This is a genomic window from Hyalangium sp., from assembly GCF_035629615.1.
Taxonomy (GTDB): Bacteria; Myxococcota; Myxococcia; order Myxococcales; family Myxococcaceae; genus Hyalangium.
Window position 1 is genome coordinate 1 of sequence record NZ_DASPHO010000480.1, and the last position, 13,403, is coordinate 13,403.

The following is a 13,403-nucleotide window of genomic DNA, read 5'->3' on the forward strand; positions in this document are numbered from 1 at the left end:
GGTTGCGCATGCCCACTCCGACGATGGAGACCTTGGAGATCTGCTCATCGGTCTCCACGTCCTCGGCCTTGATCTTGATGGCCTTGGCGATCTTCCTCACCACGTCCTTGGCCTTGACGAGGTCCGCCTTGCCCACGGTGAAGGTCAAGTCGGTGCGGCCGTCCTTGGAGACGTTCTGGACGATGAGGTCCACGACGATGCTCTTGTCGTCGAGTGCGCCGAAGATCTTCGCCGCCACGCCGGGCACGTCCGGCACGCCGCGAATGGCGATCTTCGCCTCGTTCTTGTCATAGGCAATCCCGCTGACCACCACGTCTTCCATCGAAGGGTCCTCCTCACACACCAGCGTGCCCGGGTCGTCCGAGAACGAAGACTTCACCCAGAGCGGCACCTTGTACTTCATCGCGAACTCGACCGAGCGGATCTGCAGCACCTTGGCGCCGACGCTGGCCAGCTCGAGCATCTCCTCGTAGGAGATCCGATCCAGCTTGCGCGCCGCGGGGACCACGTTGGGGTCGGTGGTGTAGACGCCGTCGACGTCCGTGTAGATCTCGCAGGCGTCCGCCTTGAGCGCCGCGGCCAGGGCCACCGCCGTGGTGTCCGAGCCTCCGCGGCCCAGCGTGGTGATATTGCCGGCCTCGTCCACACCCTGGAAGCCGGCCACGACGACGATCTGCTTCTTCTTCAGGGCGGCGCGGATCTTCTCCGAGTCGATGCTCTTGATGCGGGCCTTGGAGAAGGCGCTGTCGGTGGTGATGCGCACCTGGTGGCCCATGAAGCTGATGGCCTTGCGCTTCTGTGCCTGGATGGCCAGCGAGACCAGGCCGATCGTCACTTGCTCGCCCGTGGCGGCCACCACATCCTGCTCGCGCTCGTCAGGCCGCTCGGTGATCTGCGAGACCAGCTTGAGCAACCGGTTGGTCTCCCCGGACATGGCCGAGACCACCACGATGATGTCATTTCCGGCCTTCTGGGCGGCGATGCAACGGCGGGCCACATTCTTGATGCGCTCGGTGTCTCCGACCGAGGTGCCGCCATACTTCTGGACGATGAGTGCCAAGGTGCTTGAGCCCCTCTCTGCTTGACGGGCGGACCCTATTGGGCGCATCCACCGCCTGTCAAAGCCGCCGTGATACACCCTGCGTGCGCCGCCTCTCGTTGGAGCCCCCATGTCCCTACCTCGCCTGCTCATCGATGGAGACACCCTGAAGCTGGAGGAGATCCTCCAGGTCGCCCGCCATGCCGTCACGGTGGAGCTGACTCCGGAGTCCGCCACCCGGGTCCGCGCCTCCCGCGCCCTGGTGGAAAAGGTGGCCGCCGGGGATGCCCCCTCCTACGGGATCAACACCGGCTTCGGCACGCTGGCCGAGGTGCGGATCGACAAGAAGGACCTGCGCGAGCTGCAGCGCAACCTCATTCTCTCGCATGCGGCGGGGGTGGGCTCGCCACTGCCGCTGCCGGAGGCCCGGGCGCTGCTGCTGCTGCGGTGCAACGTGCTGGCGAAGGGCTACTCGGGGATCCGGCCGGAGACGCTGCAGCTGGCGCTGGAGATGCTGAACCGGGGCGTGGTGCCCGTGGTGCCCGAGCGGGGCAGCGTGGGCGCCTCTGGGGATCTGGCGCCGCTGGCGCACCTGGCGCTGGTGTTCATCGGCGAGGGCGAGGCGTTCTACGAGGGGCAGCGGTTGCCGGCGCGGCAGGCGCTGGAGCGGGCGGGCCTGCAGCCGGTGGTGCTGGAGGCCAAGGAGGGCCTTGCGCTGGTGAACGGCACGCAGGCCATGTGCGCGGTGGGCACCCTGCTCCAGCTGCGCGCCGAGCTGCTGGCGGATCTGGCCGACGTGGCGGGGGCGATGACACTGGAGGGGCTGCTGGGCAGCCACAAGCCCTTCATCCCGGAGATCCACGAGGTGCGAGCCCATCCGGGGCAGAAGGCGTGCGCGGCGCACCTGCGGCGGCTTCTGGCGGGCAGCGATCTGGTGGGGACGCACGTGAACTGCAGCAAGGTGCAGGATCCCTACAGCCTGCGCTGCATGCCGCAGGTGCACGGGGCGGCGCGGGAGGGGCTCTCGTTCGCGCGGCGCATCCTGGAGGTGGAGGTGAACAGCGCGACTGACAACCCGCTGGTGTTCGTGGACTCGGAGCGGATTGTCTCGGGTGGCAACTTCCACGGCCAGCCGGTGTCGTTGGCGCTGGATGTGGCGGCCATGGCGCTCACGCAGCTGTCGGCGATCAGCGAGCGCCGGGTGGAGCAGCTGGTGAACCCCTCGCTGTCTGGGCTGCCGGCGTTCCTGGCGAAGAACTCGGGGCTCAACTCGGGGTTCATGATCGCGCAGGTGACGAGCGCGGCGCTGGTGGCGGAGTCCCGCGTGCTCAGCCACCCAGCCTCGGTGGACTCAATTCCCTCCTCGGCGGGCCGGGAGGATCACGTGTCCATGGGGATGACGGCGGCGCTGAAGGCCCGGCAGGTGGCGGAGTTCACCCGCTCGTGCCTGGCGATCGAGCTGCTGGTGGCGGCGCAGGCGCTGGACTACCGGCAGCCGGTGAAGGCGGGGAGGGGCCCGCAGGCGGCTTATGAGCTCATCCGCAGCAAGGTGCCCACGATGGAGAAGGACCGCGAGCTGCACAAGGACATCTCGGCGGTGAGCGCGCTCATCGACTCAGGCGAGCTGCTGGAGGCGGTGCGCGCGGCCCTGTAGCCCTCGGGATTACTGCGCGGCGGGCGCGCCGATGGCGACCGGACGCACCTGTGAGACCGCCGCTCCTTTGATCCGCAGTGGCAGGATCATCGTGCAGGAGGTCCACACCTTGTCCGCGGCCAGCTCCGCCAGGTGGGCGTTCTCCACGTGGTGGATGCCCGACTGCGACAGGTTCTCGTGGTGAATGGAGAGGAGAAGCCCGGGCGGTGTCCCCGCTGCCGGCGCGGCCTTGCCCTCGAACTGCCCCTCCGCCACCGGGTCCAGGAACGGAGCGTCGAGCGCCAGCAGCGTGATGGCCTTCTCTCTCAGGTACTTCGCCGCGTCGTAGGAGAGGCCTGGCCCCTTCACGTAGTACCCCTTCCCCCCGTCTGGATCCGCCCAGTTCTCCTCCCAGCCCGTGTAGATGTAGAGCACGTCACCCGGCAGCAGCCCGCGCCAGCCCAGCCCCTGCGCCTGGATCATCCCCTCGATGTCCTGCACGGTGATCAGCTGGCCCGCTTGCAGCGCCTGTCCCTTTCCCATGTAACTGCGAGCATCCAGCAGCACCGCCTCGGTGATGATCGGCGGCACCTTGTCCACGCCGAGCTTCAGCAGCGGCGAGTCCGGCGTGGGCTTGACGTCCTTCTGCTCCAGACCGCCGTAGTACCTGGCGGCATCCACCGGGGACGAGCCCTGCCCGTTCCAAGGCTCTGGCAGGTATCCGAAGTGCCCCAGGCCATCGAACTGCGTGCCCTGGTTGCCGGGATCCCCTGCGCCGAAGCTCTCTCCGTTCACCACATGGCGAGTGCCCGGCATCGCAGCGGACGGCCGGTACTGGAAGCTGAGCGGCGGAGCAAACGGCGACATCGGCATCGTGTTCGAGGTCACCTGCGCCAGCTCATAGGCCTTCGCGTTCGGATCGTTCAGGTGCCAGGCGCAGCGCAGCCAGGTCCCTTGGCCTTGGGTATTGGCCATGCCTCGCTCATCCCCTGCGGGCCATGGCGGCGTCGGCACCTGCGCACGCGAGCGCTCCACCACCGCCTGTTGCGACTCCCGCCCGCCTCCCGATGCCGTCGCGCATGCTGCGGTCACTGCCAGTCCAGCCACTGCCATCCATTGCACTGCTCTCTTCATGGACTTCCTCCCGCCGCGGAGAATAGACCCAGCGCGGACGTCGATCTCCTCCTTCGTGAAGTGGGAGACTCGGGTTACGAGGAACCATGGATCTGACGCACCTGCGCTACTTCCAGGTCACCGCCGCCTCCAAGAGCATGTCCGAGGCGGCTCGGAAGCTGGGCATCAGCCAGCCCACGCTCACCGTGGCCATCCGCCATCTCGAGAAGCACCTGAGCACCACCTTGTTCCTGCGCGAGCGCAACGGCGTGCGCCTCACGAGCACCGGCGATGTCCTCCTGCGCCATGCCACCAACCTCCTCTCCCTCATCGAGCACGCCGAGCAGGACGTCCGCGGCCTGGAGTCCGAAGAGGTAGGCAGCTTCGTCATCGGCTGCCATGAGTCGCTCGGCGCCTACTTCCTCCCCGGCTTCATGTCCTCGTTCCTCCAGGAAGCCCCTCGCATCGAGCTCACCCTCTGGAACGGCCCGTCCGCCTCCGTGACCGAGGCCGTCATCGACCGGCGCGTGAACTTCGGGCTCGTGGTCAACGTTCGCCCCCACCCGGATCTCGTCATCGTCCCGATCTTCGAAGACGCCGTGGATTTCTTCGTCGCAGCGCCCCCGGCGGGTGCGCCTCCCGTGACGGAGCTGGCCGGCGCCCTCCAGCGCCTGCGCACGGAGCCCCTCATTTTCGCGGGCCGCGTGTTCCAGTCCCAGGAGCTCCTGGATCTGCTCGCGAAGCAGAAGGTCGTCCCCAGCCGCCTGCTGTCGTGCGGAGACCTCGAGCTCGTCAAGAGCCTCACCCTGGCCAACCTGGGCGTGGGAGTGATCCCTCGGCGCGTCGCCGCCTATGGCCAGGAGGGCCGGCTGCGCAGGCTCCACCCCGCGCTCCCCTTCTTCCCCGACACCATCTCCCTCGTGTACCGCGCGGATGGCCATCGCACCCGCGCCGCGCTGCGCCTCAAGGAGGCCCTGGCCCGCTATGGGCGGAGCCTGGGAGCCTCTCAGGGATAGCTCGCGCCGCTGGCACCCAGAGTTGGCTACGCGGCGACGCGCCCGAGCGAGTTCGTCACCACCGTCTGCGTCCCGGTGAGGCCCAGCGGGTTGGGGCGCACCACCGCCTTCTGCACCTGCTCGCCGTTCTGGGCCCACCACTGCGCGGCGTGCTCCTCCGTCCAGCGGCTCGCATCCGCGCACAGCTCCAGGGCCATCCGCAGCTCACGGGCATTGGCGAAGCGGGACTCGGGGCGCTTCTCCAGGCAGCGGAGGATGACACCGCACAGGTCATCCGGCAGCTCGCGCCCCAGCCGGGAGGAGGGCGGCTCCGGCGGGGTGTTCACGTGGTGCGCGCAGATCTCGCTGGCGCTCTGGCCCTTGAAGACATGACCGCCGGTGAGCAGCGCATAGCCCACGGCGCCCAGGGAGTAGAGATCCCCGCGCCCGTCCACCTTCGTGGGCTCCATGATCGCCTCGGGCGCCAGGTAGTGCGGCGTGCCGGCCACCACGTTGGCCCGGCCGGAGCCCGACTCTTCGGAGACACCGAGCTGTTTCACCAGCCCGAAGTCCAGCACCTTCACCAGGTCCGGCACACCCCGGCGGCGACAGAGGAAGAGGTTGGCCGGCTTGATGTCGCGGTGGAGCAGCTCCAGCCCATGCGCCTCCTCCAGCGCTCCGCACACCTGGCGGAGGATGTGGATGACGCGCGGGGGCGACTGAGGCCCCGCGGCCGTCAGCAGCCGCTCCAGGTCCATGCCCTCCAGGTACTCCATCACGTAATAGAAGAGCCCCTCGGCGGTGCGGCCGTAGTCGTAGATGGCGATGGTGTTGGGGTGCGTGAGCTGGCTGGTGAGCTGCACCTCGCGCTCGAAGCGCTCCAGGCCATGGCCGTCCGCGTTGGCGCGCAGCACCTTGATGGCGGTGCGGCGGCGCATCATGGCGTGGCTGGCCAGGTGCACATCCCCCATGGCTCCCGCGCCCAGCGGCTCCAGCAAGGTGTACTGGCCCAGCTTGCGCGCGTCCCTGACCTGTTGACGCAGGCCGTAGACGACCCGGGTCACAAGGGAGGCCATGATGACGGCGATGGCGCTCCACAGCAGCGCCTCCAGCGCGGGCAGGAGGAAGCCATCGGGTGCCTGGAGCCGCATCAGGGCGAGGAAGAGCACATCCGGAAACGCGCCGGCTACTGTGATCCAGAATGTCCGGCGCACCGAGGTAGGGACGATCACCGCGCGGCAGATGAACACGGCGTTGGTGCCCAGCAGGAGCGAGTGGGAGTCGTTGTCGAAGCACGCATCCACCTTCAGCAGGTAGAGCGCTCCCAGCAGCCCCGCGCTCTCCAGCAGGCGCAGGGTCCTCAGGGATCGGGAGCCGCCCCGGCACGCCTGCCAGAGGCTGAACGCGATGATCACCGCGACCAGATGGAAGGTGTACCCGGGCGCGAAGAGGAGCTTGCTCCACGGCTCGCCGATCAGCAGGGGCGCGGCGATGCTGGAGATGACGTAGAACCCGGCCACCAGCACGAAGAACGTCTTGAAGAGAAACACCAGCCGCTGCTGCAGGAACGCCCGCTCCTCCTCCGATGGGAGCGCGCCTGCGAGCGAGGCCGAGGGCTGAGAGAGATCTGGCCCGAGGTGCATCATCCAGGCGCGAGTTCTAGCACTCCTCGTCAAAAACAGACTGCCTTCTAGTAACAGCAGAATGGTGCCGCCCTGTCAGGTCACGATCCCATCCATGACCCTGGAGGGTAGCTCTCGTCCGACGTCTACCGCGTGCCAGCGCGCCCCGCGGCTTCGATGAGGAGATCGGCATAGCGATTGCTCGGATCCTCCGGCGCGGTGCCATCGCGGAAGTAGAACGTGAAGTCATCCCACGCCTCCGGACGGGAGTCCGGGGCGAACATCCACGGGGCAATGCCTCCCACCCCCGCGCGCCACGCGCAGCGGAGCCACCCCCGGTACAGGGCACGCCGCTCGTCGAGCGGGAAGTGCCCCTCGTTGCGCAGGCCGAACTCTCCGAGGAAGAGCGGCTTGCCGAGCTGGCTCGCGAGCGCGGCGTGCTCGGAGATCCAGCGAGCTCCACTCCGGGCGGTGGCCTCGCTGGGGATGCCCCAGCGCTCCGGGTAGAAGTGCGCGCTGCCGAAGTCGATGAGCGGCGAGGCCGTGTTCCGCCGGAAGCTCGTGGACGCCTCGAAGAGGGACGCGGGAGGCACGCCGCTCCAGAACGCCTCGTCATAGCCCTCTCGGGAGACGTCGAAGCCTTCCTCGCCCGTGCCGACCAGGTGCCCGGGGGCCTGCGCCTTCACCACCGCGGCGAGCTCATCCACCCACGCCCGCATCGCCTCCCCTTCCCTGTCCAGCCCGGCCCCACGCGGCTCGTTCAGCAGCTCCCAGCCCAGCACGGCCGGGTGCTCGCCATAGCGAATCCCGTCCCACGCGTTGACGCGGGACAGCAAAGTGACGAGGTGCTGCTTGTAGAGCCCTATCACCTCGCGGTGGGTGAAGAAGCGCGGATCTCCCTCTTGCGGCTCGGGCAGCCCGGCCCAGGCCACGTATTGACGCGCGCCGCCATACGCATCCCAGGAGTTGCCGAGCGTCACGATGAGCCGCACACCGTGGTGGGCCGCCCGGGTGAGGACCCGGTCCAGTCCTCGGAGGCTGGTCTCGTCATACACCCCCGGCGCCAGCTGGATGGTGGACACCCCCTGCTTGTCCGGCCCGTCATTGAAGCCATGAATGCGCACGCCCCAGGCGCCGAGCGCGGCGGCCTTGGCGAGCGTCTCCTCCAACACCGGAGACTCCGCCTGTCCGCCCCGGACGTCCCGGGCGGCCTCGTCCTGCAGGTAGTACGCGTTGAGCAGCACCGCCGTGGACGGCGCAGCACCCAGCCGCACGGGAGGAAGCTCTGGGCAGTCCGCGGCCTCCTGCTCGAGCTGCTCAAGGTCCCCGTCCCCACACGCCGCCAGCAGCACGAGGAACACGATCCACTGGGTCCGACGGGTCACGCGTTCCAAGGACACTCCTCCCAGCGATCGGCAGCTTACCGCTCTCCCCGCCCCCTCGCAGCCACCCTGCCCCAGGCCCGCTGAACCCGGATCAGGAGGATGCGTAATCGACGCGGAGGATGCGCTCCACGCGCCAGGCGCCGGGTGGCTCCTCAGGCCGGAGCAGCATCAACTTCGCGAGCTGCCCCACGCCCACCTCGCACTCGCGCCGGGCAGGCAGCGGCACGATGTCCCCCTCCTTCACGTCGCCGGGCGGAAGCGGCACGGCCGTGAGCCCTTGGGCGTCCACCGTCTCGATCGCCCCGAAGACCCGCAGATCACCCAGCTCTGCGATCATCCCCACGACCCGGGCCCGCAGTATCCCCTCCCTTGCACGCACCACGGGGCTGGCGGCCACTCCAATGTCAGCGACGAAGGCCTCTCCCGCCTCGCCGAAGACGTGGGCGCCCTTCACGATCACGTGCAGCAGCCCCTTCGAGTCGTTGAGCGGGATCGAGTCGTAGCGCTCCAGGCTCGCCAGCTCCGCGCGGCCGTTCGAGAGCGCCTCGAGGGCGGACACCAGGGCCACGAAGTTCAGCCGCAGCAGGGGAGCCTCTGTCTGACGCCCGGGCCAGGGCCCGGTCTCGATCAGCACGGAGGGCGTGCCCCAGAGCCCCATGTTGTCGCCAAAGGCGCGGGGCTCGAAGGCGTCGCTGTAGCGCCCGAGCTGTCCGGGGACGAGCGGATCGAGGGCATCCCGGATGACGGCGCAGACCTTCTTGCAGAGCAGCCGCCCAGGGTTGTCGCTCCGCGCCTCGTCGAAGGCCGGCGCGAGCAGCGAGATCGATGCGGGCTTGCCCGTTCTCCCCACCGCCGTGCGCCAGTCCTGGTTGTGGAGGTTGAAGCCGAGCGAAGGCTGGAGCCGATCGCGCAGAGCCTTGAGCGTCCGCCCCTCGGGGGTCTGGAGCATCAGCGCGTCCCGGTTGATGTCGATGCCCTGCGCGTTGAAGCGCTGGAAGCGCTCGGCGCCATCCGGGTTGAGCAGGGGCACGACGTGTAGGGTGAGCGCGGCGAGCACCTGCTCCACCCGGGCCTCCTGACGGTAGCGCCGGAGGTACTCGAAGAGCTCGAACAGCGCGGTGGTCGCGGTGGGCTCGTCGCCATGCATCTGGGACCAGAAGAGCACGTGCCGAGGCCCCTGGCCGACCTCCACATGGTGGATCGCGCGCTCTTCCACCGAGCGCCCCACCTCCTCGACGCGAAAGAGGTCCGGCGCGGTCTGCTGGAGCCGCTGCAGCCAGGCGACCACCTGGGCGTGGCGGACGAGAGGGAGCGGCGGACGCTCCTGGAGGCGGACTTCGTCCCAGAGCGTGGAGAGCGTGGTGGGGGCGGTGATCTCAGTCATGAACCGGGAGGGCGCAGGTCTCTGCACAGGAAGGTAGGCACCAGCCTGTCAGATTTGCTATGGGCTAACGGGCCTCTGGCCCTTTCATTGGGACTGCAAGTTTCAGGAGGAACACATCCATGAAGAGGCTGATGAGTCCGGTAGTGGCCGTGGCGCTGATCACGCTGGTGTCCGCCTGTAAGAAGGTGGAGCGGATCGAGGTGGAGCCGAAGACGGTGGCGTTCACCGAGGCGGGGAAGAAGGAGGCGCTGAAGGCCACGGCCGTGACGGCGGATGGCCAGCCGGTGGAGGGCGTGAAGTTCGAGTTCTCCTCGAGCGATCCGCAGGTAGTGACGGTGGACGGGAACGGCACGGTGGTCGCGGTGAAGAGCGGCTCGGCCTCGGTTGAGATCAAGGGAAGCGAGAAGAGCGCCAAGGTGCCGGTGGAGGTGAGCATTCCCGCGGCCATCGTCGTGAAGGGCACCCCCATCACGCTGACGGGGCTGGGCACCACGGCGACGGTCGACGCGCAGGTGCAGGATGACGCGGGCCGGCCGGTGCAGGGCGCGGCGGTGGAGCTCGGGAGCGCGGACACCAACATCGTCGAGGTGAGCGGCAACACGGTGACGGCCAAGGGCGTGGGCACCACGACGGTGACGGCGACGTCGGGCGCGCTGCGGCAGCAGGTGGAGGTGACGGTGAAGCTGCCCGCGGTGGCCTCGGTCACCATCGAGGAGGCTCCGACGACCCTGAAGGTGGGCCAGAGCGTCGCGCTGAAGGTCGCCACCAAGGCGGCGGACGGGGCGGCCATCGCTGGTGTGACGCCGACCTTCACCTCGAGCAACGAGAAGCTCGCCACCGTGGACGCCACGGGCAACGTGAAGGCCGTGAAGCCGGGCGCCGTGACGATCACCGCGAAGAGCGGCGACAAGACCGACAACGCGAAGATCACGATCAAGAAGAAGTAACCTCGAAGCCACGAGAGGGGCCTGGAATCGAGAGGGAAACCTCAAAGGTTCCGGGCCCTTCGCCTTTTCAGCTTCTGGGGGCGGTGTTGGGCTGCAAGGGCCTGGAGATGCTCGATCAATTCCCTGTCTCGTCCCAGATCCGTCCTTGGCGCGCGATCTCTTCGCGCAGCCAATGCTCATGGGGAAGCAGGCTGATCATGGCCGATTCCTGGCCCAGCCCTGTCACCGAGATGCCGGCCAGCTCGGTCCCCGCCCCCCTCCGCCTGAAGCAGGGGCCGCCATCATCACCCCGGAAGATGGCTCCATCCGGCTCCTCCAAGAGAAACCTCCCGCCAGCGGGATCCAAGGCCTTCAGGACCTTGCTCTGGATCAACAGGCGTCTGCCATCCACCGCTCCACGCGAATCGTCGTAGCCGAAGCCCACTCGCGTCACCGGCTCGCCGGGTGGGCAGCGACCATGACTGCCTCCGGGTAGCGGTTGTCCGCGTCGGGCGTTCCTACGATCTCGAAGAGAATGGGGTTGTCGCCGTCGGCGAGCACGCCGAAGGGAAATTCTTCTTCCTTCAGGCCGGCATCGTCCTGCCGTGGGGGTGAATCCGTTGCCATACCCTGCTCGGGCGCGGGGGACGAACAGCCACCGCAGCCTGTGCAGGCCGCGATGAGGCCCCAGAGCAGGACCCTGAGTACACGGGAAACACAGCGCATGCTCAGTTCCTGGACTTGGAGGCCGCTTTCTTCCGGGCGCGCTTCGTGACGGGGGCGGGTGTCTGCTCGGACTCGGCGTCCGCGGCCATCGGCAGCTCCGTCTCCCTTGAGGCTTCTAGCGTGAGTCCATGGTGTTCTCCACCAGCGGTTGGAAGCACGCGGAGTGAAGGCTCGCTGAAGGGCACCTTGAACACCTGACGATGAGCTTCTTCATGGCGTCCCAGAGGTTGGCTGGCGAGGAGAGTCGAAGAAGGGCACATAGCACCCATCCTCATACTCGAATGCCTTGGGCCCACAGGGGGGCGTGAGAGTGGCCAGTGCCCACCAGCAGCCGCCATTGATGGCCCGCTGCCCTCGGTCGCATGGGGGCTTGCTCTGGCCAGGGTAGGGTTGCTTCGGCATGGACCTGCCAAGGGCGTAGATGGGCACTGTTGCGCCTGGCACCTCCACGCTCGCCAAGGCCTCCTCGGCCACGCCCCCGTCCGTGGCGAACTGGGCCAGTTCCTCGGGCGTGGCGAGCCAGGACGCAGGATCGGGGTCCGGCTCTGGCTTCTGCCGTGAGGGCAGCGCCAGCAGCACCGCCAATGCCACGACCAGACCGCTCACGAGTCCCGCGCTGGCCAGGGCGAGCCAGGCGTGGAAGGAGGGGCGTCGGTGCCGATCCTCCCGCGTGGAGTTGCTGCGCGGCGTGCGCGCCGGTTCCGTGTCGGAGAGCAGCTCTTCCTCCTGCAGCCCATCCGAAGAGGCGTTCCTCACTTCCGAAAAACAGGCGCCCTCCTCCGTGGGCACGGCGCTGAGAGTGGGGAGGATGGGCCTGTCCACCTTGGGCCCGGCCGTCTCCACCACCCCTTGGACATCCTGCTCGAGCTGCTCCGCTGTGCCCCGGGCTTCCCTGTCCTCGGAGAGCAGCCGCAGGGTGAGGGCCTCCAGCTCCAAGCTGACCGTGGCCATGGCGCTCGGGGCAAGCACCTCACGCTTCACGGGCTCTCCCCCGTCCGTGCACGGCGGCAGGTACACCCCCGTCACCATGCGGTAGAGCACCACTCCCAGGGCGTATAGGTCATCCGAGGGCCGGGAGTGCCAGCGAGCCTCGGTGTCCTTCCTGAAGCGCCAGGTGAAGGACTTCTGCTCCGGGGGCCGGTAGGCGCTGGTACCTGGGGGCGCCGTGGTGTCCGTGAGCGGCTGGGCGCCGGCGAACCAGCCGCTTCCCCAGTCCACCAGCACCGCGCGGCCCGCAGGAGTGACGCGGATGTTGTCCCCCTTCACGTCCCGGTGGACGGCGCCGCGCGCGTGGGCCGTGGCCAGGGCTCCGGCAAGCTGCGCCAGCACACAGAGCACCTCCCGCGAGGAGCGTGGCTGCTCCCGAAACCAGTCGTAGAGGGTGAGCCCCTCCACCCACACCATCACCACGTAGGGGTAGCGGTAGCCTTTCGGCCCTGTCCACACGCCCATGTCCTCGTACCCGGGAATGCAGGGGTGCTCGCAGCGCCGCAAAAGCTCCGCCTCGCGTGGGAAGCGCGGATCCTGGGGGTTGCGAGCCAGCTTGAGAGCTACCGGGGGCGCCTCGGGGTGCCCGGCCCGCTGGGCCCGGAACACCACGCCGAAGGTGCCCGAGTCCAGCCGCTCGAGGATGAGCCAGGGGCCCACGGGGGTGCCTGGCACCGGGACGTGGGCATAGACGGTTGTCTCTTCTTCACCGCTCATGAGGGGTCTCCGAAGCAGGCAGGGAGTTGGAGACACCCTACCGCAAAGGTGGCCCGTCTGACACCCGCTCCCTTGGGTAGCGCTCAGCACAAGACCCGGGCGACTGGCAGGTGTCCCACAAGCCGTAGGTGCTGCCCGATGTGCGAGCAAAGAAGGGTGAGGGGCTGGTTCCATTCAAGGTGGAGCAGGCCCTGAAGCGCTGGGAGGAGGGCACCTGGGCCCTGGATCTGGAATAGTGATCCCTGGCGCCGTCTCCAAAATGTCTCCATTGTGAGATCATGGCGGGATGACACGAACAGCGAGGCGGCCCCGGCGAGTGTCGGCTGCGTGGATCGTCGTTGCCGCAATGAGCACGGCTTGCGCCACGAGCCCCAAGCTCCCGCCCATCGCGCCAACGCTCGAAGAGACCCAAGTGTCGGCGAGTGCCATGCTGGCTCGCGAATATCCCGACTGGGCCACGGCTCCCGCGCCGGTCCCGGGACGAGTCGTTGGACTGCTCATCCCTGCCGAGTCGAAGTGGGGGCGCAGCTTGGAGTGGATCGGCGAATCGATCGTCGTGCAACCGGGATCCTATTCGTCGTTTGGACCGGAGAGGATCCGTACCTATGAGCTCCATGCGAAGAGCGTGAGCCCGCGGCTGGTCTACTTCGCGGTGCCAGATCCGGCGGCGGGCCTCGTGTTCCAATCCGATATGGCGGTCCAGACGCTCGACGGTCAGGTGAGGTCGTTCTCCGCCGCGCTGTTCACGCCGAAGATGGACAACCCCTGGGGCCTGGGCTCCGAGGCCCACCTCGCCGAGCTCGAGATCAGTGGAGGCGAAGGGAACGCCCAAGCCCCACGCTACGAGCTCGTCGCCACTCACGTACGTCTCCTCGA

General features: G+C 68.2%; 12 protein-coding genes. 4 read left to right on the forward strand and 8 right to left on the reverse strand.

All coding sequences use genetic code 11. The annotated features are described in order from the left end of the window. On the reverse strand, positions 1-1,060 hold a 1,060-nt coding region (locus VD972_RS24635; protein WP_324990978.1), incomplete at its 3' end, for an aspartate kinase. A 109-nt stretch (positions 1,061-1,169) separates the two neighbouring features. On the opposite strand from VD972_RS24635, the gene hutH reads away from it, so the two are divergent. Then, positions 1,170-2,693: a histidine ammonia-lyase gene (hutH, locus tag VD972_RS24640; protein ID WP_324990980.1), complete on the forward strand. Its 1,524-nt coding sequence runs from the start codon at positions 1,170-1,172 to the stop codon at positions 2,691-2,693. Between the two features lie 9 nt (positions 2,694-2,702). Here hutH and VD972_RS24645 read toward each other — a convergent pair whose 3' ends face one another. Next, a complete protein-coding gene (locus VD972_RS24645; protein WP_324990981.1) occupies positions 2,703-3,647 on the reverse strand; it encodes a cyclase family protein in 945 nt (314 codons plus the stop codon). A gap of 245 nt (positions 3,648-3,892) precedes the next feature. On the opposite strand from VD972_RS24645, the gene VD972_RS24650 reads away from it, so the two are divergent. Next, a complete protein-coding gene (locus VD972_RS24650; RefSeq protein WP_324990983.1) occupies positions 3,893-4,801 on the forward strand; it encodes a LysR family transcriptional regulator in 909 nt (302 codons plus the stop codon). Between the two features lie 26 nt (positions 4,802-4,827). Here the strand turns inward: VD972_RS24650 and VD972_RS24655 are convergent, their stop codons facing one another. The 3 genes from VD972_RS24655 to VD972_RS24665 all read right to left on the reverse strand — a co-directional run bounded on the left by VD972_RS24655 (position 4,828) and on the right by VD972_RS24665 (position 9,171). Then, complete coding sequence (locus VD972_RS24655) at positions 4,828-6,426, reverse strand: serine/threonine-protein kinase (RefSeq protein WP_324990985.1); 1,599 nt, start codon at positions 6,424-6,426, stop codon at positions 4,828-4,830. A 122-nt stretch (positions 6,427-6,548) separates the two neighbouring features. After that, positions 6,549-7,787, reverse strand: coding sequence for a glycoside hydrolase 5 family protein (locus tag VD972_RS24660; protein WP_324990987.1), 1,239 nt, complete (start codon positions 7,785-7,787; stop codon positions 6,549-6,551). A 91-nt stretch (positions 7,788-7,878) separates the two neighbouring features. Beyond that, positions 7,879-9,171: a M14 family metallopeptidase gene (locus tag VD972_RS24665; protein WP_324990989.1), complete on the reverse strand. Its 1,293-nt coding sequence runs from the start codon at positions 9,169-9,171 to the stop codon at positions 7,879-7,881. Between the two features lie 119 nt (positions 9,172-9,290). Between VD972_RS24665 and VD972_RS24670 the strand changes: the two genes are divergently transcribed. Beyond that, positions 9,291-10,118 (forward strand): Ig-like domain-containing protein, encoded by an 828-nt coding sequence (locus VD972_RS24670; protein WP_324990991.1) that lies wholly within the window; start codon positions 9,291-9,293, stop codon positions 10,116-10,118. A gap of 115 nt (positions 10,119-10,233) precedes the next feature. Here VD972_RS24670 and VD972_RS24675 read toward each other — a convergent pair whose 3' ends face one another. The 3 genes from VD972_RS24675 to VD972_RS24685 form a co-directional block, all read right to left on the reverse strand. After that, the gene (locus tag VD972_RS24675) at positions 10,234-10,551 is read right to left on the reverse strand and encodes a hypothetical protein (RefSeq protein WP_324990993.1); all 318 of its coding nucleotides are present in this window, start codon (positions 10,549-10,551) and stop codon (positions 10,234-10,236) included. Beyond that, entirely contained in the window at positions 10,548-10,724 is a 177-nt protein-coding gene (locus VD972_RS24680; protein ID WP_324990995.1) for a hypothetical protein, read from the reverse strand. The genes VD972_RS24675 and VD972_RS24680 overlap by 4 nt, the downstream gene beginning before the upstream one ends. Before the next feature lie 309 nt (positions 10,725-11,033). Then, the gene (locus VD972_RS24685; protein WP_324990997.1) at positions 11,034-12,527 is read right to left on the reverse strand and encodes a serine/threonine-protein kinase; all 1,494 of its coding nucleotides are present in this window, start codon (positions 12,525-12,527) and stop codon (positions 11,034-11,036) included. 625 nt (positions 12,528-13,152) lie between these two features. Here VD972_RS24685 and VD972_RS24690 point away from each other — a divergent pair. Beyond that, the coding region (locus tag VD972_RS24690) for a hypothetical protein (RefSeq protein ID WP_324990998.1) at positions 13,153-13,403 on the forward strand (251 nt) is incomplete at its 3' end.

Excerpts from the sequence above, each read along its gene's own strand:
- VD972_RS24655 (WP_324990985.1), bottom strand. The coding sequence starts at position 6,426 with ATGATGCACCTCGGGCCAGATCTCTCTCAGCCCTCGGCCTCGCTCGCA.
- VD972_RS24670 (WP_324990991.1), top strand. The coding sequence starts at position 9,291 with ATGAAGAGGCTGATGAGTCCGGTAGTGGCCGTGGCGCTGATCACGCTG.
- VD972_RS24680 (WP_324990995.1), bottom strand. The coding sequence starts at position 10,724 with ATGGCAACGGATTCACCCCCACGGCAGGACGATGCCGGCCTGAAGGAA.
- VD972_RS24665 (WP_324990989.1), bottom strand. The coding sequence starts at position 9,171 with ATGACTGAGATCACCGCCCCCACCACGCTCTCCACGCTCTGGGACGAA.
- VD972_RS24645 (WP_324990981.1), bottom strand. The coding sequence starts at position 3,647 with ATGGCCAATACCCAAGGCCAAGGGACCTGGCTGCGCTGCGCCTGGCAC.
- hutH (WP_324990980.1), top strand. The coding sequence starts at position 1,170 with ATGTCCCTACCTCGCCTGCTCATCGATGGAGACACCCTGAAGCTGGAG.
- VD972_RS24650 (WP_324990983.1), top strand. The coding sequence starts at position 3,893 with ATGGATCTGACGCACCTGCGCTACTTCCAGGTCACCGCCGCCTCCAAG.
- VD972_RS24685 (WP_324990997.1), bottom strand. The coding sequence starts at position 12,527 with ATGAGCGGTGAAGAAGAGACAACCGTCTATGCCCACGTCCCGGTGCCA.